Annotated in this window: 19 protein-coding genes, 1 tRNA gene and 1 riboswitch; of the genes, 13 read left to right on the top strand and 7 right to left on the bottom strand. The window is 71.4% G+C overall.

Going from position 1 to position 23,153, the window contains the following annotated elements:
* The first annotated feature begins 2 nt into the window (after positions 1-2).
* From ACFYXK_RS20950 to ACFYXK_RS20915, 8 genes are all read left to right on the top strand, one after another.
* Positions 3-1,037 carry a transglycosylase family protein gene (locus ACFYXK_RS20950; RefSeq protein ID WP_389412481.1) on the top strand — a complete coding sequence of 345 codons (1,035 nt, stop codon included), beginning with the start codon at positions 3-5 and terminating at the stop codon, positions 1,035-1,037.
* Positions 1,038-1,319: 282 nt separating this feature from the next.
* A riboswitch (cyclic di-AMP (ydaO/yuaA leader) is annotated at positions 1,320-1,491 on the top strand.
* Between the two features lie 2 nt (positions 1,492-1,493).
* Positions 1,494-2,195, top strand: a complete 702-nt coding sequence (locus ACFYXK_RS20945) for a transglycosylase family protein (protein ID WP_389412480.1) — start codon at positions 1,494-1,496, stop codon at positions 2,193-2,195.
* A gap of 318 nt (positions 2,196-2,513) precedes the next feature.
* On the top strand, positions 2,514-3,800 hold the full coding sequence (eno, locus tag ACFYXK_RS20940) for a phosphopyruvate hydratase (protein ID WP_030156501.1): 1,287 nt from the start codon (positions 2,514-2,516) through the stop codon (positions 3,798-3,800).
* A 106-nt stretch (positions 3,801-3,906) separates the two neighbouring features.
* Complete coding sequence (locus ACFYXK_RS20935) at positions 3,907-4,395, top strand: septum formation initiator family protein (RefSeq protein WP_099891799.1); 489 nt, start codon at positions 3,907-3,909, stop codon at positions 4,393-4,395.
* Positions 4,396-4,469: 74 nt separating this feature from the next.
* Positions 4,470-5,027, top strand: a complete 558-nt coding sequence (locus ACFYXK_RS20930; protein WP_389412479.1) for a DUF501 domain-containing protein — start codon at positions 4,470-4,472, stop codon at positions 5,025-5,027.
* Complete coding sequence (locus ACFYXK_RS20925; protein WP_389412478.1) at positions 5,024-5,965, top strand: exopolyphosphatase; 942 nt, start codon at positions 5,024-5,026, stop codon at positions 5,963-5,965. Before ACFYXK_RS20930 ends, ACFYXK_RS20925 begins: the two co-directional genes overlap by 4 nt.
* A gap of 447 nt (positions 5,966-6,412) precedes the next feature.
* Positions 6,413-7,798 carry an NAD(P)/FAD-dependent oxidoreductase gene (locus tag ACFYXK_RS20920; protein ID WP_266666397.1) on the top strand — a complete coding sequence of 462 codons (1,386 nt, stop codon included), beginning with the start codon at positions 6,413-6,415 and terminating at the stop codon, positions 7,796-7,798.
* 223 nt (positions 7,799-8,021) lie between these two features.
* On the top strand, positions 8,022-9,407 hold the full coding sequence (locus ACFYXK_RS20915) for a class I SAM-dependent methyltransferase (RefSeq protein ID WP_389412477.1): 1,386 nt from the start codon (positions 8,022-8,024) through the stop codon (positions 9,405-9,407).
* 101 nt (positions 9,408-9,508) lie between these two features.
* Here ACFYXK_RS20915 and ACFYXK_RS20910 read toward each other — a convergent pair whose 3' ends face one another.
* Together ACFYXK_RS20910 and ACFYXK_RS20905 are read right to left on the bottom strand one after the other, a co-directional pair.
* Positions 9,509-12,058, bottom strand: coding sequence for an ABC transporter permease (locus ACFYXK_RS20910; RefSeq protein ID WP_389412476.1), 2,550 nt, complete (start codon positions 12,056-12,058; stop codon positions 9,509-9,511).
* A 59-nt stretch (positions 12,059-12,117) separates the two neighbouring features.
* Positions 12,118-12,882 (bottom strand): ABC transporter ATP-binding protein, encoded by a 765-nt coding sequence (locus ACFYXK_RS20905; protein ID WP_383515074.1) that lies wholly within the window; start codon positions 12,880-12,882, stop codon positions 12,118-12,120.
* A gap of 476 nt (positions 12,883-13,358) precedes the next feature.
* Here ACFYXK_RS20905 and ACFYXK_RS20900 point away from each other — a divergent pair.
* Positions 13,359-13,439: transfer RNA gene (locus tag ACFYXK_RS20900), tRNA-Leu, on the top strand.
* A 135-nt stretch (positions 13,440-13,574) separates the two neighbouring features.
* Positions 13,575-14,423: a Bax inhibitor-1/YccA family protein gene (locus ACFYXK_RS20895; protein ID WP_389412475.1), complete on the top strand. Its 849-nt coding sequence runs from the start codon at positions 13,575-13,577 to the stop codon at positions 14,421-14,423.
* Positions 14,424-14,590: 167 nt separating this feature from the next.
* Here the strand turns inward: ACFYXK_RS20895 and ACFYXK_RS20890 are convergent, their stop codons facing one another.
* Complete coding sequence (locus ACFYXK_RS20890) at positions 14,591-14,821, bottom strand: DUF4287 domain-containing protein (RefSeq protein WP_389412474.1); 231 nt, start codon at positions 14,819-14,821, stop codon at positions 14,591-14,593.
* A 106-nt stretch (positions 14,822-14,927) separates the two neighbouring features.
* On the opposite strand from ACFYXK_RS20890, the gene ACFYXK_RS20885 reads away from it, so the two are divergent.
* Positions 14,928-15,293, top strand: coding sequence for a hypothetical protein (locus tag ACFYXK_RS20885; protein ID WP_389412473.1), 366 nt, complete (start codon positions 14,928-14,930; stop codon positions 15,291-15,293).
* Here the strand turns inward: ACFYXK_RS20885 and ACFYXK_RS20880 are convergent.
* The 3 genes from ACFYXK_RS20880 to ACFYXK_RS20870 all read right to left on the bottom strand — a co-directional run bounded on the left by ACFYXK_RS20880 (position 15,277) and on the right by ACFYXK_RS20870 (position 18,918).
* Positions 15,277-16,089, bottom strand: a complete 813-nt coding sequence (locus ACFYXK_RS20880) for a hypothetical protein (RefSeq protein WP_389412635.1) — start codon at positions 16,087-16,089, stop codon at positions 15,277-15,279. The genes ACFYXK_RS20885 and ACFYXK_RS20880 overlap by 17 nt on opposite strands.
* A gap of 420 nt (positions 16,090-16,509) precedes the next feature.
* Complete coding sequence (locus ACFYXK_RS20875) at positions 16,510-17,730, bottom strand: acetyl-CoA C-acetyltransferase (protein WP_389412472.1); 1,221 nt, start codon at positions 17,728-17,730, stop codon at positions 16,510-16,512.
* Between the two features lie 135 nt (positions 17,731-17,865).
* Positions 17,866-18,918, bottom strand: a complete 1,053-nt coding sequence (locus tag ACFYXK_RS20870) for an SGNH/GDSL hydrolase family protein (protein ID WP_389412471.1) — start codon at positions 18,916-18,918, stop codon at positions 17,866-17,868.
* A gap of 134 nt (positions 18,919-19,052) precedes the next feature.
* Between ACFYXK_RS20870 and ACFYXK_RS20865 the strand changes: the two genes are divergently transcribed.
* Positions 19,053-20,435, top strand: coding sequence for a cystathionine beta-synthase (locus tag ACFYXK_RS20865; RefSeq protein WP_389412634.1), 1,383 nt, complete (start codon positions 19,053-19,055; stop codon positions 20,433-20,435).
* Positions 20,436-20,777: 342 nt separating this feature from the next.
* Here the strand turns inward: ACFYXK_RS20865 and ACFYXK_RS20860 are convergent, their stop codons facing one another.
* Positions 20,778-21,143 (bottom strand): hypothetical protein, encoded by a 366-nt coding sequence (locus ACFYXK_RS20860; protein WP_389412470.1) that lies wholly within the window; start codon positions 21,141-21,143, stop codon positions 20,778-20,780.
* 177 nt (positions 21,144-21,320) lie between these two features.
* Here ACFYXK_RS20860 and ACFYXK_RS20855 point away from each other — a divergent pair, with 177 nt between their 5' ends.
* Positions 21,321-22,166, top strand: a complete 846-nt coding sequence (locus tag ACFYXK_RS20855) for a MurR/RpiR family transcriptional regulator (protein WP_266628678.1) — start codon at positions 21,321-21,323, stop codon at positions 22,164-22,166.
* The last annotated feature ends 987 nt before the right edge of the window (positions 22,167-23,153 follow it).

Raw genomic sequence — 23,153 nt, 5'->3', positions numbered from 1 at the left:
TCATGCGTTCCGGGAACGGCCGCCACAGACGCCCCCGCCAGGTACCCGCGATAGTCGTCACCGCCGGAGTCACCGGTTCCGCCCTGGCACTGCCACTGCTCGCCGCCACCGGCGCGAGCGCGGCGGACACCTCCACGTGGGACAAGGTCGCCGAGTGCGAGAGCGGCGGCTCCTGGAGCGCCAACTCCGGCAGCGGGTCGTACGGCGGACTTTCGTTCACGCAGGAGCAGTGGAACTCCTCGGGCGGTCTCGACTTCGCCGAGCGCCCCGACCTCGCCAGCCGTTCGCAGCAGATCGCCGTCGCCGAGCGGGTCCTGGGCGCCCAGGGCCCCCAGGCGTGGGGGCAGTGCTCGGAGTCGGCCGGGCTGACCCAGCAGGCCCCCGCCGCGGCCGTGGACCCGGGTCTGCCCGGCACGCTCGGCCCCGTCGCCCCGAGCCCCGCGCGCCCCGACGACTCGGTCCCGGCCGGCGGCACCGGCGCGAAGGCGCACGACTTCGGCGCCCCGACCCCGGCCCCGGTCTTCACGCTTCCGCCGGCGCCGCTCGCACCGAACAGCGGACTGCCCGTCATGCCCGACCCGGACATGCCGTCCACGTCGCCGACCGTCCCGGTGCTCCCGGGCGACCCGACCACGAACCCGGGTACCCCCACGGCCCCGACGACACCCACCGCGCCCACGACCCCGGGGACCCCGACCACGCCCGGGAACCCGGCGGACCCGACCGCTCCGGTCGTCCCGGCCGACCCCGGCGCCCCCGCGGCACCGGGCGCCCCGGGTGCCTCCACCAACCCGAGTGCCATCCCCGACCCCTCCGCCACCGGCAAGCACCGTGGTACGCCCGCCCTCGAGCGGCCCGCCGCATCTGAGGGGTCGTCGGCGCCCTCGTACACCGTCCAGGCGGGCGACAGTCTGGCCACCATCGCGTCTGCCAAGGGGGTCAAGGGCGGCTGGAACGCGCTCTACCAGGCCAACGAGCAGGTCATCGGCAACGACGCCGATCTGATCAAGCCCGGCCAGAACCTGGATCTAAGCTAGGAATAGCGGCACTTCGGACACCCAGAAAGAGCTGAATGTCCGTTATCTGCAAGTGAGACATGTGTCTCTTCCGGTCAACTGGCGTGTCCCGCCTGGAGCCTTCCGCAAACCCCGTCCTCACCTGCGCAAACGCCCCTAAAGGGAGCGCAAGTAGGGGCCGTTTCTCCCCGGTGTTCCTCGTTGAACATCGGGGAGAGACATGTCTACCTTCTGAGTCGCCCGCCACCGCGGGCTCCTTCGACCGCATCGCCGAATCCTGCCGGCGGCCGGAGGGAACAGTCGTCGCGTCAAGCGCCGAAGGCAGGAGCGGGGGAACCAAGGTAGGCGCCGGGACCGGCCGTTGAGAGACGGTCACGGAAACGGCTAGGGGTTAAGTCGTGCGCCACGTCGCACGGCCGGGCACTCATCCGCCCGAACCCGACAGCTCACCTCGTAGGCGTCGGTGAGGAGAACTCCATGCTGCTTTCCGGCAAGGGCAAGCACCGCCGCGCCACGGCCATTCAGCGGACCACCCGCATCGTCACGCTCGCCGGCGTCGCCGGTGTCGCCGTCGCCGCCCCGCTGATGGCGGCCGGCTCGGCCTCCGCCGCCACCGCGGGCGAGTGGGACCGCGTTGCGCAGTGCGAGTCCGGCGGCAACTGGTCGATCAACACGGGCAACGGCTACTACGGCGGCCTGCAGTTCTCGTCCTCCACCTGGGCCGCGTACGGCGGCAAGGCGTACGCCGCGCAGGCCAACCAGGCCTCCAAGTCGCAGCAGATAGCCATCGCCGAGAAGGTCCTCAAGGGCCAGGGCAAGGGCGCGTGGCCGTCCTGCGGCGTCGGTCTCTCCAACTCCTCCTACACCGGCGGTGGTACGACCGACACCCCGAAGAAGACGGAGCAGAAGACCGAGACCAAGAAGACCCAGCCGAAGAAGACCGAGCCGAAGAAGGAGACGAAGCGCTCCGAGGCCCCGACGACCCGCTCCGAGCGCTCCGAGGCCCCGGCCCCGAAGACCGGCAACGGCTCGTACGAGGTCAAGTCCGGCGACACCCTGGGCACCATCGCCGAGGCCAACGGCGTCAAGGGCGGCTGGGAGAAGCTCTTCGAGCTGAACAAGGACATCGTCTCGGACGCCGACCTGATCTTCCCGGGTCAGAAGCTGAAGCTCAGCTGAACCCTGCCGTAACAACTGCGGCAGCGAGCACCGCACGCAGCATCCCCACCGCCCGGCGCGTCTTCCCCCCACGCGCCGGGCGGTGGCGTTTGTCCGGCCCGTTCCCCTCCTGTTCCCCTTCCGGCCCCGCCCCGGACCGGCCGGGACGCCCGCGGTCAGGCGTCCTATGTACCGGAAGGCGGGTATTCGGGCCCTTTTTCGTCCCAGGGGGCGGGCGGTCGGCTGGCCGAGTGCCCGGAGCCGGTTAGGCTCTAGTCGGCGGGGCCATCCCACGGCCTGACATGCCACCGCACACCCAGCGTCACATCCCAGAAGGAGATGCTCGTGCCGTCCATCGACGTCGTCGTAGCCCGGGAAATCCTGGACTCCCGAGGCAACCCCACGGTCGAGGTCGAGGTGGGCCTCGACGATGGCAGCACCGGCCGTGCTGCAGTTCCGTCCGGCGCCTCCACCGGTGCCTTCGAGGCCATTGAGCTCCGCGACGGTGACCCCAACCGTTACATGGGCAAGGGTGTCGAGAAGGCCGTCCTCGCGGTCATCGAGCAGATCGGCCCGGAGCTCGTTGGCTACGACGCCACCGAGCAGCGCCTGATCGACCAGGCCATGTTCGACCTGGACGCCACCGACAACAAGGGCTCGCTCGGCGCCAACGCCATCCTCGGCGTGTCCCTCGCCGTCGCGCACGCCGCGTCCGAGGCCTCGGACCTTCCGCTCTTCCGCTACCTCGGCGGCCCGAACGCGCACCTGCTGCCCGTTCCGATGATGAACATCCTCAACGGTGGGTCGCACGCCGACTCCAACGTGGACATCCAGGAGTTCATGATCGCCCCGATCGGCGCGGAGTCCTTCTCCGAGGCCCTGCGCTGGGGTGCCGAGGTCTACCACACCCTCAAGAAGGTCCTGCACACCAAGGGTCTGTCCACCGGCCTGGGCGACGAGGGCGGCTTCGCCCCGAACCTGGAGTCCAACCGCGCCGCGCTCGACCTCATCGTCGAGGCCATCAAGCAGGCCGGCTACACCCCGGGCAAGGACATCGCGCTCGCGCTCGACGTCGCCGCGTCCGAGTTCTACAAGGACGGCAAGTACGAGTTCGAGGGCCAGTCCCGCTCGGCCGCCGAGATGACCGAGTACTACGAGGAGCTCGTCTCCGCGTACCCGCTCGTCTCCATCGAGGACCCGCTGTACGAGGACGACTGGGCCGGCTGGAAGGTCATCACCGACCGCCTCGGCGCCAAGGTCCAGATCGTCGGCGACGACCTCTTCGTCACCAACCCCGAGCGCCTGGCCCGCGGTATCGAGGAGGGCTCCGCGAACGCCCTGCTCGTCAAGGTGAACCAGATCGGTTCGCTGACCGAGACCCTCGACGCCGTCGAGATGGCCCAGCGCAACGGCTTCAAGTGCATGATGTCGCACCGCTCCGGCGAGACCGAGGACGTCACCATCGCCGACCTCGCCGTCGCCGTGAACTGCGGTCAGATCAAGACCGGCGCCCCGGCCCGCTCGGACCGCGTCGCCAAGTACAACCAGCTGCTGCGCATCGAGGAGATCCTCGACGACGCCGCGGTGTACGCGGGCCGCTCCGCCTTCCCGCGCTTCAAGGGCTAATCACCAGCCTCGGGGTCTAGCCTCCGTACGTCCCCGCACTCGGTCCCGTACCGTGTGCGGGGACGTATTGCGTAGTGCGTACCGCGTACAAGGGGAGGCGGGATCAATGGCCGGGAACCGGGATCGGTTCTCCACCTTCTCCACCGCGACCAGGCTCAAGCAGCTCGGCGAGCGGACCGCCGCCCACGTCTACCGCTCGCAGACGCGCCGCCAGGTCCGCCGCAGCCGGCTCACCGGCCGGGCCGCGCTCCTGGTGCTCGTCCTCTGTACGCTGGTCGTCGCCCTCGCGTATCCGATGCGCCAGTACGTCTCCCAGCGCTCGGAGATCGCGGAGCAGCGGCGGGCCGCCGAGGCCGCGAGCCGGCGCCTCGAACGCCTCCGCGACGAGAAGGCCCGCTGGCAGGACAACGCGTACGCGGAGCAGCAGGCGCGCAAGCACCTGCACTTCGTCCGCCCGGGCGAGATCAGCTACATCATGACCGACCCCGGGGCCGGGGCCGCCGAGCGGCACCGCACCGGAACGGCCGGATCCGACCGGCCCTGGTACTCGAACGTCTGGGACGGCGTCGACAAGGCCGACCGCCCCGGCGAGTGACGAACAGCGGCACTCCGAGTACCGCACCCCGAGTACCGCACCCATCCACGAGAACGAAGAGACTTCCTCCAGGCATGCAGACGCCCCCGCCCCAGACCGACCGGACCGAGCCGACCGACGCGGACATCGACGCGTTCCAGCAGCAGCTCGGCCGCCCGCCGCGCGGGCTGCGCGCCATCGCCCACCGCTGCCCCTGCGGCCAGCCGGACGTGGTGGAGACCGCCCCGCGCCTCCCCGACGGCACGCCCTTCCCCACGCTGTACTACCTCACCTGCCCGCGCGCGGCCTCCGCGATCGGCACGCTCGAGGCGAACGGCGTGATGAAGGAGATGCAGGCACGCCTCGCCGAGGACCCCGAGCTGGCCGCCGCCTACCAGGCCGCGCACGAGGACTACATCCGGCGCCGCGACGCCATCGAGGTGCTCCAGGGCTTCCCGAGCGCCGGCGGGATGCCGGACCGGGTGAAGTGCCTGCACGTGCTGGTCGGCCACTCGCTGGCGGCCGGCCCCGGGGTGAACCCGTTCGGCGACGAGGCCCTCGCCATGCTGCCGGAGTGGTGGGCCAAGGGCGCCTGCGTCACCCCGTGCGCGCAGAAGGCGCAGACCGCGGACGAGACGGAGTCGCACGCGTGACCCGGGTCGCCGGCATCGACTGCGGGACGAACTCCATCCGCCTGCTCGTCGCGGACTGCGACCCCGCCACGGGCGAGCTGGTCGAGCTGGACCGGCGGATGACGATCGTCCGCCTCGGCCAGGGCGTGGACAAGACGGGGCGGCTGGCCCCGGAGGCGCTGGAGCGCACCTTCGCGGCCTGCCGCGAGTACGCGGCGGTCATCGAGGAGCTGGGTGCGGAGCGCCTGCGCTTCGTGGCGACCTCGGCCTCCCGCGACGCCGAGAACCGGGACGAGTTCGTCCAGGGTGTCCTCGGCATCCTGGGCGTCGAGCCCGAGGTGATCTCCGGTGACCAGGAGGCGGAGTTCTCCTTCATCGGCGCCACCAAGGAGCTGACGGGCACCACCCACATGGACAAGCCCTTCCTGGTGGTGGACATCGGCGGCGGCTCGACCGAGTTCGTGGTCGGCGAGGAGCACGTCCGGGCGGCCCTCTCGGTCGACGTGGGCTGCGTCCGCATGACCGAGCGCCACCTGGTGGTGGACGGCGCGGTCACCGACCCGCCGACCGCCCCGCAGATCGCCGCCATACGGGCCGACATCGAGGCGGCGCTGGACCGCGTCGAGCAGACGGTCCCGCTCTCCGAGGCGCGCACGCTGGTGGGCCTGGCCGGCTCCGTGACCACGGTCGCGGGGATCGCCCTCGGGCTGCCGGAGTACATCTCCTCGGCGATCCACCACGCGCGCGTCCCCTACGGGACGGTCCGGGAGATCAGCGAGCGGATGCTGACGGCCACGCACGCCGAGCGCGCGGCGATCCCGGTCCTGCACCCGGGCCGGGTGGACGTCATCGGCGCGGGCACCCTGGTGCTGCTCGCGATCATGGAGCGCATCGGGGCCTCGGAAGTCGTCGTCTCGGAGCACGACATCCTCGACGGAATCGCCTGGTCCATCGCCTGACGGGTGGGTCGCGGGGGGCTGGTGCGGGGCTCGTGCGAGGGTCGCGGGAGGCCTGCCGAGGACCTCTGAGGGCCTTTACGGGGGTCTTAGATCCCCTCGCCCACAGAAAGTTCGTGAAGTTCTTCACAAGGAAAAGGGGCCTGATGGGCCGCGGGAAGGGCCCTTCGGGGGCCTCCCGGGGCCCGCAGGCCCCTTTTGCGTGAGCGTTCGTGCGTTTCGAGGGTGCGGTCCGGCCTCGTCGGTAGGTATCCACCAACCCGGTGGTCTACTCCGCTTACAGGCCTTGAGCCCAGTTCAGGACGGGTGAACAACGACTCCCGTTACACCCTGGTTCCCGTTCGGCGCCATGACCTCCGTCACGTGGGCCGCGCAGTGTAGCAGAGGCCTTCCGACACCTTGTGAAGGGGCTCACGAGCGACACCCCTTTGGGTGCTGGATACTCGTTCCATGAGCACCACGGAGCGTCCCAGGATCCTCGTTGTAGGAGGTGGGTACGTAGGCCTGTACGCAGCCAAGCGCATCATGAAGAAGATGCGTTACGGCGAGGCGACCGTCACGGTCGTCGACCCGCGCTCGTACATGACCTACCAGCCCTTCCTCCCTGAAGTGGCCGCAGGCAGCATCTCGCCTCGGCACGTCGTCGTCCCGCTGCGACGCGTGCTGCCCAAGGCAGAGGTTCTCACCGGCCGGGTCACCAGCATCGACCAGGACCGCAAGGTCGCCGTCGTCACGCCGCTCGTCGGCGAGGCGTACGAGCTGCCTTTCGACTACCTGGTGATCGCGCTCGGCGCCGTCTCCCGCACCTTCCCGATCCCCGGCCTCGCCGAACAGGGCATCGGCATGAAGGGCGTCGAAGAGGGCATCGGCCTGCGCAACCACGTACTCGAGCAGCTCGACAAGGCCGAGTCCACGACGGACGAGAACGTCCGCCGCAAGGCCCTCACCTTCGTCTTCGTCGGCGGCGGCTTCGCCGGTGCCGAGACGATCGGCGAGGTCGAGGACATGGCCCGCGACGCCGCGAAGTACTACACCACCATCAAGCGCGAGGACATGCGCTTCATCCTGGTGGACGCGGCCGACAAGATCCTCCCCGAGGTCGGGCCCAAGCTCGGCACCTGGGGCAAGGAGCACCTCGAGTCGCGCGGCATCGAGATCTACCTCAACACCTCCATGGACTCCTGCGTGGACGGCCACGTGGTGCTGAAGAACGGCCTCGAGGTCGACTCCAACACCATCGTGTGGACCGCCGGCGTCAAGCCCAACCCGGCGCTGGCCCGCTACGGCCTGCCGCTCGGCCCGCGCGGCCACGTCGACACCGCCCCGACCCTCCAGGTCCAGGGCACCGACTACATCTGGGCCGCGGGCGACAACGCCCAGGTCCCGGACATGGCCGCCCGCAAGGCCGGCGTCGAGAACGCCTGGTGCCCGCCGAACGCCCAGCACGCGCTGCGCCAGGCCAAGGTCCTCGGCGACAACGTCATCTCGGGCATGCGGGGCTTCCCGCAGCACGAGTACGCCCACTCCAACAAGGGTGCGGTGGCGGGCCTCGGCCTCCACAAGGGCGTCGCGATGATCGTCATGGGCAAGATGAAGATCAAGCTCAAGGGCCGGCTCGCCTGGTACATGCACCGTGGCTACCACGGCATGGCCATGCCGACCTGGAACCGCAAGATCCGCGTCTTCGCCGACTGGACCCTCGCCATGTTCCTCAAGCGCGAGGTCGTCTCCCTCGGTGCGCTCGAGACCCCGCGCGAGGAGTTCTACGAGGCCGCCAAGCCGGCGCCGGCTCCGGCCGCCGCGGCAGCCCCCGCCGCGAAGGCAAAGGCCTCCTGACCCGGGCCTGACCGGCAACTCCACCAGCACGTCCCCGAAGGGGCCACCCGCCATCCGTGGTGCGGGCGGCCCCTTCGGCGTTCCCGGCGCGCCCCTCCTGCAGCCCCTCCGGCACCCCCCCTCACGTAGCCCCTCCGGCGGTCCGCCCGATGGAGCGGTGTCCGATTGACGGCCCCCGGAAATGGGTAGGCCGTTCGGTCGGATCGTTCTGGAGGTGCCTACGATGACCGACGCCGCGCCGCGGCTGGCCACTCTTGCCGAGACACTGCTGGGCGCCCCCGTGCCCGTCCGGATTCGGGCCTGGGACGGCAGCGAGGCCGGACCGCCTACCGGCCCCACCCTGGTGCTGGCCAACCGGCGCGCCCTGCGCCGCGTCCTGTGGCGACCGGGTGAACTGGGCCTGGCCCGTGCCTGGGTCGCCGGCGACATCACCGTCGAGGGCGACCTGTTCGAACTGCTGGACCGGGTGGCCGGTCTGCTCTGGGAGCGGGGTCCCGCCGCCGCCCCCGAGGCCGAGCCGGCGGTCCGCCGCTCCGGGCTCGGCAAACTCGCCGCCCTGCGCCCGCACCTGCCCGGCCGGGCTGCGGCGGGCGCCGCCGGGACCGCCGCGCTGCTGCGCGACCCGGCCGCCCGCTCCGCCCTGCGCGAGCTCGTCGCCCTGGCCCGGCCGTGGCCGGCGCCCGCGCCGCCGCCCGAGGAGGCCCCCCGTCGCGGCGGGCCGCTGCACACCAGGAGCCGCGACCGGCAGGCGATCAGCCACCACTACGACGTCGGCAACGAGTTCTACGAGCACGTCCTCGGCCCCTCGATGGTGTACTCCTGCGCCTACTGGAGCCCCGGCTCCACGCTGGAGGAGGCCCAGCGGGACAAACTCGACCTGGTCTGCCGCAAGCTGGGCCTCGAGCCCGGCCAGCGGCTCCTCGACGTCGGCTGCGGCTGGGGCTCCATGGCCCTGCACGCGGCCCGGGAGTACGGGGTCCGCGTCACCGGCATCACCCTCTCGCGCGAGCAGGCCGTGTACGCCCGCAAGCGGGCCGCGGAGGAGGGCCTGGCCGACCGGGTCGACATCCGGATCCAGGACTACCGGGACGTCAAGGACGGCCCGTACGACGCCATTTCGTCCATCGGCATGGCCGAGCACGTCGGCGCCGACCGCTACCGCGAGTACGCCCGCACCCTGCACGCCCTGCTGGCCCCCGGCGGCCGGCTGCTGAACCACCAGATCGCGCGCCCGCCGGAGCCGGACGAAGAGGCCTACCGCGTCGACGAGTTCATCGACGCCTACGTCTTCCCCGACGGCGAGCTCTCCCCGCTGGGCACGACGGTGGGCGAGCTGGAGCGGGCCGGGTTCGAGGTCCGCGACGTGGAGGCGCTGCGCGAGCACTACGGGCTGACCCTGCGCGCCTGGGTGGCCCGGCTGGAGGAGCACTGGGAGGCGGCCGTACGGCTGACCTCGCCCGGGCGGGCCCGGGTCTGGCTGCTGTACATGGCGGCCTCGGCGCTGGGCTTCGAGCACGGCCGGCTCGGCGTCAACCAGGTCCTCGCGGTGAAGTCCGCGGCCTCCGGCCGCTCGGGTCTGCCGCTGCGGCTGCGCTCCTGGGGCGCGTGACCCCGTACGGCAGACCTCGTACGGAAGACCCCGTACGGAAGCGGGAAGGGCCCCGGGGCGTGTGCCCCGGGGCCCTTCCCCGCCCCTCGCCCCCGCGACGGCTACTCCGTCTTGATGGCGGTCAGCATGTTCAGCCGGGCGGCGCTGCGGGCCGGCCACATGGCGGCCAGGACGCCGACCACGGCGGCCAGCAGGAGGAAGATGCCGATCCGGTCCCACGGCAGGACCAGTGCGTAGTTCGGGACCGACTTCGCGAAGGTGCTGCCGACCGCCCAGGCGAGGAAGACGCCGATGACGACACCGAGGACCGCGCCGAAGAGCGAGATGACCACGGCCTCCAGGCGGATCATGTTCTTGACCCGGCCGCGGTCGAGGCCGATCGCCCGCAGCATGCCGATCTCCTGGGTCCGTTCGAAGACGGACATCGCGAGGGTGTTGACCACGCCGAGCACCGAGATGATCAGCGCCATGCCGAGCAGGCCGTACATGATGTTCAGCATCGTGTTGATCATGCCGCCCATCTCGTTGCGCATGTCCTGCTGCGTGGCGACGGTCATCGCCGGGTTCTTGCCGAGGGCGTCGACGACGGCCTGCTGGTTGGCCTTGGAGGCGCCGCCGGCGGTGTTGACGTAGACCTCGGGGATGTACTGGTCCTCGCTGTGCCCGCCGAGGATCTTGTTGTCGAGCACGTACGGGGAGAGCAGGCCCTCGAGGTCCTTGTAGACGCCGCCGACCTTGAGCGTGGCCTTCTGGCCGTCGTCGTACTGGACCTGGAGCGCGGAGCCGACGGAGAGGTTCTGCTTCTTCGCGGTGGTCTCGGCGACCAGGACCTCGCCCTTGGCGAGGGAGTCGACCGAGCCGCTGACGGTCTCGATGTTCAGCAGCTTGCCGATGGCGGCCGGGTTGACGCCGGAGGCGGAGCGGAAGCTGTCGCCGATCTTGAGGTAGCCGGCGGCCTGCTCGGACACCGCCTTGACGGCGGGGTTCTTGGCGAGGGTCTCGGCGACCGACTTGTCGAGGGGCATGCCCTCGGCTGCCATGGAGACCCTGTAGTCGGCCTTGAGCTTGTCCGTGCTCATCCGGTCGACGGCCTTGCCCATGGTGATGCCGAGCACCGACAGCGTGGTGACCAGGGTCAGGCCGATCGCCAGGGAGGCGGCCGTGACGGCGGTGCGGCGCGGGTTGCGCACCGCGTTCTGCGCGGCCAGCTTGCCGGGGACGCCGAACACCTTCTGCAGCCCGGGGCGGACCGCCGCGATGACCGGCTTGGACAGCAGCGGCAGGATCACGATCAGGCCGATGATCAGGAAGAACGCGCCGGCGCCGATGACCATGCGGCCGTCACCGGCCATGGACACACCGAGCATGACCACGCCGATGCCGACGAGGCTGATGACCGAGCCGAGGATGTTGCGCAGGACAAGGGACTTGGCGGTGGCCGGCAGGTGGGCGCTGCCCATGGCGGCGACCGGGGCGATCCGGCCGGTGCGCCAGGCCGGCAGCAGGGCGGCGAGAGTGGTGACGAGGACGCCGATCACCAGGGCGGCGACGACGGTGCCCGGGGCGATCACCAGGTCGCCGGCCGGGAGCTTGGCGCCGAAGGACTCGATCACGGAGCGCATGCCGACCGCGAGGCCCACACCGGCCACCAGGCCCACGGCGGCCGAGACGACGCCGACGACCAGGGCCTCGGAGAGCACCGAGCGCATGACCTGACCGCGGTTGGCGCCGACGGCGCGCAGCAGGGCCAGCTCCTTGGTGCGCTGGGTGACGAGCATGGTGAAGGTGTTGTAGATCAGGAAGACACCGACGAAGAGGGCGATGCCGGCGAAGGCGAGGAGCATCTGGTTCATGTTGCTCATCCCCTTCTGCACGTCCTTCGCCTGCTGCTCGGCGAGCGCCGCACCGGTCTGCGCCTTGGTGTTCTTGGCGTCGACCAGCGGCTTGATCTCGGTGAGCAGCTGGTCGGCGGAGGTGCCGGCCTTGGCGCCGACGGAGATCTCCTCGTAGAAGCCGGGCTTGAGGTACAGCTGCTGGGCGACGGAGGTGTCGAAGAGGACCAGGCTGCCGCCCGCGCTGACCGCGCCGTCCTCGGTGGTGAAGACACCGGAGAGGGTGTACTCCTTCACCGGGCCGTTGGTGGCGACGCGGACCTTGTCGCCGGTCTTGTACTTGCCCTTGAGCGCGGTCTCCTTGTCGAGGGCGACCTGATCGGCCTTGGCCGGGCCGGTGCCCTCGGTGAAGGTGTAGCGGGGGTCCTTGCCGTCCTTGACGGGGGCGTAGTTGGAGCCCTTGTTGGACCAGCCGGAGCCGATCAGCTTGCCCTTCTCGTCACCGACGCCGGCGAAGCCGGAGACCCGGCCGGAGACGGAGTCGACGCCGGGCAGCGCCTTGACCTTGTCGAGGGTCTGCTGGCTGATGCCCGGGTCGCCCTCCTTCTGGCCCTCCTCGTTGCGGCTCTGGCCGTACGAGGACACGGAGACGGCCACGCCGTCGTAGCTCTTGGCCGACTGGCCGGAGAGGGCCTTGCCGAGGGTGTCGGTGAAGACGAGGGTGCCGGAGACGAAGGCGACGCCGAGGACGACGGCGAGCAGCGTCATCAGCAGCCTGGCCTTGTGCGCGAGGACGTTGCGCAGGGCGGTTCGGAACATGGTGGAGGAGTCCAGGATGTCGGGGGTCAGCGGAGGAGGACTGGCGGAGGGGCAGTCCCTCAGCTGGTGCGGCCCTTGGCGTCGAAGGCCTTCATGCGGTCGAGCACCCCGTCGGCCGTGGGGCTGAGCATCTCGTCGACGATGCGGCCGTCGGCGAGGAAGATGACGCGGTCCGCGTAGGAGGCGGCGACCGGGTCGTGGGTGACCATGACGACGGTCTGGCCGAGCTCGCGGACGGAGTTGCGCAGGAAGCCGAGGACCTCGGCACCGGAGCGGGAGTCCAGGTTTCCGGTGGGCTCGTCACCGAAGATGATCTCGGGGCGGGAGGCCAGGGCGCGGGCCACGGCCACGCGCTGCTGCTGGCCGCCGGAGAGCTGGGTGGGGCGGTGGCCGAGGCGGCCGGAGAGGCCGACCATCTCGATGACGGTGTCCAGCCACTGCTTGTCGGGCTTGCGGCCCGCGATGTCCATCGGCAGGGTGATGTTCTCCAGCGCCGTCAGCGTCGGCAGCAGGTTGAACGCCTGGAAGATGAAGCCGATCTTGTCCCGGCGCAGCTGGGTCAGCTGCTTGTCCTTGAGGGTGCCGAGCTCGGTGTCGCCGATGCGGACGGAGCCGGCGGAGAAGGTGTCCAGGCCGGCGACGCAGTGCATCAGGGTGGACTTGCCCGAGCCGGAGGGCCCCATGATCGCGGTGAACTGGCCCTGCCCGAAGTCCACGGAGACGTTGTCGAGGGCGACCACCTGGGTCTCGCCCTGGCCGTACACCTTGGAGAGGCCGGTGGCCCGGGCGGCCACGGCCTGGGTGGTGTGGGGGGCGTAGTTCATGGTGGTCACGGAAGCGACTCCTCGGGCTGCGGACCGGGGTGCGGTCTGCTGATCGGCGGGACCCTTCCATCGTCGCCGCGCCCGCCCGGCCGGGGATCAGCCGAGGTGCCCGTTCCCAGGCCCACTGGAGTCTGATCGCCGGGCGGCCCGCCTCCTCCTCTGGTATGACGGCCGGCCGGGTGGTCCTCAGGGGCGGACCGGGCGCCCGGCGGTGCTCGGGAGGGGCGAGCGGCCCGGGGTGGCCCGGGGTGGCGGGAGGGTGGCGGGCAGGGTGGCGCGAGCCATCGAAATCCCGTCATTCCCGTTTCGGGGGTGATCGCCGCCCGTAACGGGCCCACCGTGTGTTCTCGTGCCTGACGGCCCCTCAAGCGCCAATAAAATCAGACAACATCGGATAGAGACCCCGCTGTCGACCTGGGCGTTCCGGATAGGCTCGGCGCAGCGTTCAGTGCTTTTTACGGGAGCCGCTACGCCCTGCCCGGATGGTGGAATGCAGACACGGCGAGCTTAAACCTCGCTGGCCTTAGGCCGTGCCGGTTCAAGTCCGGCTCCGGGCACTCCCGCACCCTCCTGAATATCTCCGGCGCTTCGCCGTGCCTTCTCCTAAGATCCTCCTCCAGCAGTAGGGTGCTTTTTTTGCGAGCGCATTACTCTTGTTGCAAGGCCGCGCACGGTGGCCATGGAGGAGTGAGATGAGGAGCAGCAACCCGGTCTTCTCGCGACGGGGGTTCAGCCGCGACAGCGGGGGCTACGCGGGCTTTGACGCGCAGCACCAGCAGGCCGGGACCAACCCGTACGCGACGAATCCTTACGCCACCGACGTGACCACCGGCATGCCGCAGGCGCCCGCGCGCGCCGGCGTCATGACGATGGACGACGTCGTGAGCCGTACGGCCATGACGCTCGGCACGGTCATCCTCACGGCGACGATCGCGTGGATCGCCATGCCCGTCGACCCGGCGAACCTCGGCAAGTCGTACGGCGTCGCCTTCGCCGCCGGGCTCGTCGCGCTCGTCCTCGGGCTCGTCCAGTCCTTCAAGCGCAAGGCCTCCCCGGCGATCATCCTGGGCTACGCGGCCTTCGAGGGCTTCTTCCTCGGTGTCCTCAGCGCGGCCGTCAGCACCTACCTCGGCGCCGGCGTGGTCATCCAGGCCGTGCTCGGCACGATGTGCGTCTTCGCCGCGGTGCTCTTCGCGTACAAGATGCGCTGGATCCGCGTCACCCGCCGCTTCTACGGCTTCGTGATGGCGGCCGCCATGGGCTTCATGCTGCTCATGGTCACGAACCTGCTGTTCTCGGTCTTCGCGGGCGGTGACGGCCTCGGCTTCCGCAGCGGCGGCCTCGGCATCCTGTTCGGCATCGTCGGCGTCGTCCTCGGCGCCTGCTTCCTCGCCCTGGACTTCAAGCAGGTCGAGGACGGCATCGCGTACGGTGCCCCGCGCGACGAGGCCTGGCTGGCGGCGTTCGCCCTGACCGTGACCCTGGTGTGGATCTACACGGAGCTGCTGCGGCTCCTCTCGATCCTCTCCGGCGACGACTAGTCGGCCGGCCGTACCGGCGCCCGTACCCGGTGTGGGGAAGGCCCCGCGAGCTCACCGCTCGCGGGGCCTTCCCGCGTCTCGGAGGGGGTACGGGGTCGGGGACGACGGGTAGAGGGATCGGGGGGTCGAGGGATTCGAGGGGTCGAGGGGATCGGGACGGGGAGGGCTCAGCCGAATTTGCGGGCCGCCCTGCGCAGGTCGTACTCGTGGATGATCGCCTTGGCCTGGCCGTACGAGAGTTCGTGCGCGCCGCGCAGCCAGCTGACCTTCTCCTCGAACCGGACGAGGGAGGGGCCGTCGTCCACGGTGCGGAGCCAGTCGGACACTTCACGACCGGTGGTCCGGGGGATTCTGTCGATCATGTTGCGGTGGGTCTGCTCGGAGAACTCTACGGACATGGGCGCCTCCGGAGGTATCGCCGTGCTGTGCTGTTCTCTTCACGCCACCGTGCCGGAGAGTTCGCCCGTTGGCAATGGTGCCGCGGCGGCGCGTAAGGTCGGCCGGGTGCTTGATACTTCGCCCCTGACCGCCGCCGTGGAACGTTTCGCCGACCGGTTGCGGGCCATGCCGCAGAGCCGCCTCCAGCAGGGGGCGGCCGCCGAGGCGCTGGAGCTGGCCAGGGAGCTCTCCGTACGGGCCCAGGCGCTGGAGGCGCGGGAGCAGGCCCAGGGGGCGGCTCCGGCGCGCAAGATGCCCGACGCGGGGGTCTTCGTGGTCGGGGACCAGGTCGCGGTGGCCGGGCTGGACCTCGCCGAGGCGCTGCGCGCCGCCGCTGCCGAGGAGACCCCGCACAGCGCGAAGGCCCCGTCCGGGATGCTGGACGAGGCCGTGCGGCTGGTGGAACAGGCGGAGCTCAGAGCGAAGCGATGACGCGGTCCGCGAGGATGTAGACGTTGTTGTCCGGGTCCTGGGCGTCGCCGCAGGAGAAGGTCAGCGCATAGGCGCCCGAGATGCCCGAGCCGCCCAGCAGGACCGGCGCGGTGCCCGAGCGCAGGGCCTCGGCGAGGCGCTCCGCCGTCTCCCGGTGGCCCGGGGTCATGCACAGCGTGGTGCCGTCGGTGAAGACGTACACGTCGAGCGTGCCCAGCGGGCCCGGGCGGACGTCGGCGAGGGCCGTACGGGCCTCCGCGAGCTCCTCCAGGCGGCTGACCGTGCGCTCGTGGTCGGCGCCGGGGGCCGAGGCCTGGACCGGTACGAAGTCGGGGTGCGAGGGGTGGCGCCGGCGGGCGGCGGCCAGCTCGGCGGAATCCTCGGGGTAGTCGTCGGCCGCCTCGTCGCCGAGCACCGGCTCCAGACCCACCAGATCGGCCTGGCGGGGCAGGAAGACGGCCGGGCCGTCCTCACCGAGCCCGGGCAGGCCGCCCAGCAGGGAGGGGGCGTCGGCGGCGTCACGGGCCTCCTGCGCGGCCCAGAAGGCCCGCGCCTCGGCGAGCTCGCGCTCGCGCTCCTCGGCCAGGGCCTCGGCCACGGCGGCTCGTATCTCGGCGGCGGGGGAATGCACGGCACTGCGGGCGTGCGGGACGGTCGTTCCGCCGCGGACGTGGGCCGGCGTGGCCAGCTCACCGCGGAGGGCCGCCACCTGCTTGCGCAGGCCGTGTACAGCGTGCAGCGCAGCAGCGCCCACGGCCGCGGCGGCGGCCGTGGTCAGCAGCAGGGCAAGAGACATGGCGCTCACTGACTAACTCCTGATTGATTCGATCCCCCGACTTCCTACATCAGAGTGTCCCGACCTGGGAATGGCGTGCAGTGCATTACGTCACGAATTGGACAGGGCTTTGGTCACACCGGGGGCTGGCGAATATGCCCTGACCTGGGGAAATGTCAAACCCCCAGGACAAAGGTCACATCCTGGGGGAGATTCGGTCACAGGTCGGCCGCGACGGGGTTGGATTCGGTGTCCGTACGCCGCAAGGGATCAAGCGGATCCCTTGCGGCGCATGGACGGACGCCCGCTCCGGCTCAGCTCGGGCGCTCGCCTCTTGTGGTCGCGCCGGTCTTCGCCGCGCTGCGGGCAGGTGCCGCCGCTCGCCACGCGGCGGAGCCGCATGTCGATGCGGTCGCGGCGACCCCTACCCTCCGCTCCGGCTCAGCTCAGGCGCTCGATGACCATGGCCATGCCCTGGCCGCCGCCCACGCACATGGTCTCGAGGCCGAACTGCTTGTCGTGGAACTGCAGGCTGTTGATCAGAGTGCCGGTGATGCGGGCACCGGTCATCCCGAACGGGTGACCGACGGCGATGGCCCCACCGTTGACGTTCAGCTTCTCCAGCGGGATCTCCAGGTCCCGGTAGGAGGGGATGACCTGGGCCGCGAAGGCCTCGTTGATCTCGAACAGGTCTATGTCGCCGACGGTCAGGCCGGCGCGCTTCAGGGCCTGCTTCGACGCCTCGACCGGGCCCAGGCCCATGATCTCGGGAGACAGGCCGGTGACGCCGGTGGAGACGATCCGGGCCAGCGGGGTCAGGCCGAGCTCACGCGCCTTGGTGTCGCTCATGATGACCAGCGCGGCGGCGCCGTCGTTGAGCGGGCAGCAGTTCCCGGCCGTGACCAGGCCGTCGGGGCGGAAGACGGGCTTGAGGCCCTGGACGCCCTCCAGCGTGACGCCGGCGCGCGGGCCGTCGTCCGTGGAGACGACGGTGCCGTCCGGCGTGGTGACCGGGGTGATCTCCCGCTCCCAGAAGCCGTTCTTGATCGCGGCCTCGGCGAGGTTCTGCGAGCGGACGCCGAACTCGTCCATGTCCTGGCGGGTCACGCCCTTGAGGCGGGCCAGGTTCTCGGCGGTCTGACCCATCGAGATGTACGCGTCCGGGATCAGGCCGTCCTCGCGCGGGTCGTGCCAGGACGCGCCCTCGCTCTGGGAGACGGCGGCGGTACGCGCCTCCGCGTCGGCGAACAGCGGGTTGTGGGTGTCCGGCAGGCCGTCCGAGGAGCCCTTCACGGAACGGGAGACCGTCTCGACGCCCGCGGAGATGAAGACGTCGCCCTCGCCGGCCTTGATGGCGTGCAGCGCCATGCGGGAGGTCTGGAGCGAGGAGGAGCAGTAGCGGGTGATCGTGGTGCCGGGCAGGTAGTCCATGCCCATCTGCACGGCGACGATCCGGGCGAGGTTGTGGCCCTGCTCGCCGCCGGGGAGGCCGCAGCCGAGCATCAGGTCGTCGATCTGGCGCGGGTCCAGCTCGGGGATCTTGGCGAGCGCGGCCTGGATGATCGTGGCGGTCAGGTCGTCCGGACGCACGTCCTTGAGGGACCCCTTGAAGGCGCGCCCGATGGGGGAGCGGGCGGTGGAAACGATGACTGCTTCGGGCATCGGGGCTCCAAGGGGGATGCGTGGTTGCGGGACCGCATGCGAAGTTACCGCCCCGTACGGTCGAGGTCACCGACTTCGGCATGTGATGCCGGTCGCTCCGCGGGTGAAACGCCCCGCCCCGCCGTTCTGTTCCCCCTAGGTGCCCGCCACCTGGGGGCCCGGGACGGGGTCCGGGGTGGTCGGGGGCGCGGAGACGTCCTCGGCCGGGACCCGGCGGCGGCGACGGTGCTTGAGGAGGGCCCACGGGCCGCGGGCGGCCGTGACCTCGGTGCCCGCCTGCCCGGCAGCGGCGGACGCGGCCTTGGCCACCGGCAGCATGTCCTCGTTCCGCGCCACCTCCAGCCGGTCCGACTCCGGCCACAGGGAGAGCGCCGCGCACAGCGTCGGGAGGACGGCCATGGCGGCGGTCGCGTACCCCTCCGCCGAGGGGTGGTACGAGTCCGGGCCGAACATCTCGCGGGGGTTCGCCGCGAATTCCGGGCCCAGCAGGTCCCCCATCGAGACCGTGCGGGCCCCCAGGGCGACGACCCCTATGGTCTGCGCGGCAGCCAGCTGGCGCGAGACCCGGCGGGCCAGCCACCGCAGCGGCTGGTACACCGGCTCGATGGTGCCCAGGTCGGGGCAGGTGCCGACCACGACCTCGGAGCCCGCGAGCCGCAGCCGGCGCACGGCCGAGGTGAGGTGGCGCACCGACTGCGTCGGCGGCATGCGCCGCGTCACGTCGTTCGCCCCGATCATGATCACGCACACGTCCGGCGGCGGCAGCTCGCCGTCCAGCAGCAGGCCCGCCTGGCGGTCGAGGTCGTCGGACATGGCCCCGGAGAGGGCCACGTTGCGCAGCTCCACGGGGCGCTCGGCCACCGCCGCCAGCCCCGACGCCAGCAGCGCGGCCGGGGTCTGCCTGGCCCGGCGCACGCCGAGCCCGGCGGCCGTGGAGTCGCCCAGCATGGCGAGCCGCAGCGGCACGGTGCCCGGCTCCAGCCCGGGGCCCGCCTCCGGTCTGGCGAACTCGCTCCCGTACAGTCCGTCGGCCCGCGGCGGATCGCCCAGTCCGGTGCCCACCGTCCGCTTGGCGAACTGGACCTCCGCCAGCACCAGCCCCACGGCGGCGGCTCCGACCAGCCCGAGCCCGCCGCCGCCGTACGCCGCGCCCGCCGCGATCCGGCGGGCCGTCCTCGCCCTGGACACCTCTCGAGCCACCTCGCTTTGCTGCCTGGCCTCGATGACCTACCTGCCCCGTACTGCCGGTCGGCCAATCCCTTTCCGCATAGTCTGGCCGGACCTCCCGGAGAACCCGTGGAGTCCCCTCCCTGGAGAACATGGTGCAATTCCACGACTCGATGATCAGCCTCGTCGGCAACACCCCGCTGGTGAAGCTCAACCGTGTGACCGAAGGCCTGCAGGCCACCGTCCTTGCCAAGGTCGAGTACTTCAATCCCGGCGGATCCGTGAAGGACCGGATCGCCGTCCGGATGATCGAGGCCGCCGAGCAGAGCGGTGCCCTCAAGCCCGGCGGCACCATCGTGGAGCCGACCAGCGGCAACACCGGCGTAGGACTCGCCATCGTGGCCCAGCAGAAGGGCTACAAGTGCATCTTCGTCTGCCCTGACAAGGTGTCCATGGACAAGATCAACGTGATGCGCGCGTACGGAGCCGAGGTCGTGGTCTGCCCGACCGCCGTCGACCCGGAGCACCCGGACTCGTACTACAACGTCTCCGACCGCCTCGCGCGCGAGCCCGGCGCCTGGAAGCCCGACCAGTACAGCAACCCGAACAACCCCCGTTCGCACTACGAGACCACCGGTCCCGAGCTGTGGGAGCAGACGGACGGGAAGATCACCCACTTCGTCGCCGGCGTCGGCACGGGCGGCACGATCTCGGGCACCGGCAACTACCTCAAGGAGGTGTCCGGCGGCAAGGTCAAGGTCATCGGCGCCGACCCCGAGGGCTCGGTCTACTCCGGCGGCTCCGGCCGCCCGTACCTGGTCGAGGGCGTCGGCGAGGACTTCTGGCCGACCGCGTACGACCCGAACGTCACCGACGAGATCATCGCGGTGTCCGACAAGGACTCCTTCCAGATGACCCGCCGCCTCGCCAAGGAGGAGGGCCTGCTCGTCGGCGGCTCCTGCGGCATGGCGGTCGTCGCGGCGCTGAAGGCCGCCGAGGGCCTCGGCCCGGACGACGTGGTCGTCGTCCTGCTGCCGGACAGCGGCCGCGGCTACCTGAGCAAGATCTTCAGCGACGAGTGGATGGCCGGTCACGGCTTCCTCGAGGAGGCGGGCCCCGCGGCGCGCATCGGCGACGTGCTCGCGGACAAGGAGGGCGCCATGCCGTCCCTGGTCCACATGCACCCCGAGGAGACCGTGGGCGAGGCCATCGAGGTGCTGCGCGAGTACGGCGTCTCGCAGATGCCGATCGTCAAGCCCGGCGCCGGCCACCCGGACGTGATGGCCGCCGAGGTCATCGGCTCGGTCGTGGAGAAGGAGCTGCTGGCGGCGCTGTTCGCGAAGCAGGCCTCGCTGTCCGACCCGCTCGAGAAGCACATGAGCAAGCCGCTGCCGCAGGTCGGCTCGGGCGAGCCGGTGTCGGAGCTGATGTCCGTGCTGGGCGAGGCGGACGCGGCGATCGTGCTGGTCGAGGGCAAGCCGACCGGTGTGGTCAGCCGCCAGGACCTGCTGGCGTTCCTCGCGAAGGGCGCGAAGTAAGCGTCGGCGGTGGCGGGATGACGCCGTGTCGGCATGTCGCGCAAAAGGTACGGGCCCGTCATGTGACGGCAGCACCGGCTTAACACGGCTCCGGCACAGTGGTGGTTGTCGGCAGGAGCGCAAACGCCCCGGCCGGCACCACCGAACGGCGTTGGCGTGATTCCGGAGCGGCTCCCGGACCGCGTGGACGCCACGGACGCGGCCGGCCCTGACCCGGCCCGTGTCCTTCGCGGGGACCGCCGTCGTCCCGCCCCTCGCGCTAGCGAGGGTGCGGCGGTCCCCGCGCACAACTCTTTTCCGGGGCTCGGCTCGCCCGCGCCGTGGTCGGTGCCCGCGCAGCGGTCAGGGGCGCGGGCGGAGGCGCTTCGTCGCGTGGATGAAGTTCACGCCGAGAATGCCCGCCCAGGCGACCAGCAGGCCCTTGAGCCCCGCCTGCGCGGCGCCGATGGCCGACAGCGGGATCGCCAGGACCAGCGTGATGATCGCGAAGCCGAAGCGTTCGCCGAAGCCGCCGTCCAGCGGCGACGGCGCGCCGCCGTCCCGGCCCCCGCGGGCGGCGGCCAGGCGCTCCTCGGCCAGCCGGCGCCGGACCTGGGTGTCGACCTTCTCCACGAAGGAGTCCACGAGCGCGGCTTCGTAGTCCGGCCCCAGCTCGCGCCGGGCGTCCAATGTCGCGTCGAGTTCCTTCTTCAGCTCCTGGGACTCCATGCGCCCCAGCGTAGGAACGGCCGCCGGCCCCGGCACTGGGGGTAGCCCCCGTATCCCGGGCCGCCCTCTCCCCGGGCTTCCCGAGCCGTCTCGCGGAACGGTCCGCGGCTTGCCGTGCTGCATAACCGCATGCAGAGTGCTCGGTGACTGAATATTCACGGGGACGGAGGGGTCGGGATGAGCGACAGCCCGGCAGCGCGGCTGCAGAAGCTGTTCGAGGGGCACCGGCTGACGCCCACCCAGCGGCGGATCGCCCACTGCATGGTCCGGGGTGCGGCGGACGTGCCGTTCCTGTCGAGCGTGGAGCTCGCCGAGCTGGCCGGGGTGAGCCAGCCCTCGGTGACCCGCTTCGCGGTGGCGCTCGGCTTCGACGGGTATCCGGCGCTGCGCCGGCACCTGCGCGAGGTGGCTCCCGCCGAGCGCGCCGCCGCGGCCGCGCAGGAGGACGCGTACAACGAGTACCAGCAGGCCGTCCAGGGTGAGATCGAGAACCTGCGGCAGCTGTCGGCGATGCTCGCCGACCCCTCGCCGGTCGAGGAGGCGGGCCGGGTGCTCGCCGCATCGAGGCCGCTGCCCGTGCTCGGGCTGCGGGCGGCGTCCTCGCAGGCGCGCGGTTTCGCGTACTTTGCCGCCAAGGTGCATCCGGACGTACGGCTCCTCGACGAGGGCGGCTCGATGCTCGCCGACCGGATCGACGCGGCCGCCGGGGCGGGGGCCTCGGCGCTGCTGTGCTTCGCGCTGCCCCGGCATCCGCGGGAGGTGGCGGAGGCCCTGGACCACGCGCGGGCGGCCGGGCTGAAGGTGGTCACGGTCGCGGACTCGGCGTTCGCCCCGGTGGCCCGCTCCTCGGACCTGCTGATCCCGGCGCCCGTCGGGACGGGGCTGGCCTTCGACACGGCGTGCGCGCCGATGCTGCTGGGCCGGGTCCTGCTGGAGGCGATGGCGGACGCCCTCCCCGACGCCCAGGCCCGCCTGGAGGCCTTCGACGCCCGCGCCGCGGCGCGAGGGCTGTTCGTGGAGTAGCGGCCCTTCGGGGGCGGGCGGCGGCGCGGTGCCGGGCGGGAGCCGAGGAGCGGGCGGGCTGCGTCAGCCGGGATCGCCCAGTGGCGCCGGGGGCTTCGAGGTTCGGCGGCCAACTGGCCGGGATCGGGGAGGGTTTGGGGGTTTCCCGCCAGTCCCATAGTCCTTCCGGGGTCGGACGGTCCCTCAAGGGCGCTCACTGCGTTCGCGTCGCTACGCGATGGCCTGCGGCCACCCTTGACCGACCGTCCCACCCCGGAAAGACAAGGACTGCCGGGAAGCCCCCAAAAGAACGGTCACCGTGCTTCCTGCTTCGGACCCGGGTCCATCAGCGATGCAGGGGCCCGCTCCAAGGGGGGCCGATCCCCGCACAGGGCCCAGAAGCAGGCCCTTCCCGGGTCGGGCCCGGCCAACCCGCACCGGACAGCGAACAGAGAGGCACCGGGGGCGTCCAGACGCGCCACATCGCTACGCGCTCCTCACGTCTCGGCGTCCGGCGGCCGTCTTGGGCTGGTAGCAGGCCGCCGGCGATCGCTGCACGGCTGGGGTGAACGGGCGGCGATCAGCCCGGCACGGGCCGGGCGCAGGCCGCCGACGACGAACCGGCGGGCGGGCCGTGTGGCGTCTGCGGCGCCCCGTCATACCGCCTCCCGGAGGGGCGGCGGAGTTCCCCTGCACGGATCCGGCCCATGGTCCCGTTGGTTCGCGGCAGCCTGTGTCCAACCCGCGACGGGCCGCAGACGCTGAGACGTGAGGAGCGCGTCGCGATGTGGCGCGCCTCCAGGCCACTGAGGGGCTTCTGGTCGCTGTCTGGTGCGGGTTGGCCTGGCCCGACCCGGGAAGGGCCTGTATCCGGGCCCCGTATGGGGGTGCGGTCCCCGGGGTCGGCCCCTGCATCGCTGATGGACCCGTATGTCCATCTGTCCAAGGTGACCGTTCTTTTGGGGGCTTCCCGGCAGTCCTTGTCTTTCCGGGGTGGGACGGTCGGTC

The organism is Streptomyces sp. NPDC002209, from assembly GCF_042890265.1.
Classification (GTDB): Bacteria; Actinomycetota; Actinomycetes; order Streptomycetales; family Streptomycetaceae; genus Streptomyces.
Note: the sequence above shows the minus strand (reverse complement) of the source record. Positions and strands in the feature narration are given on the sequence as shown.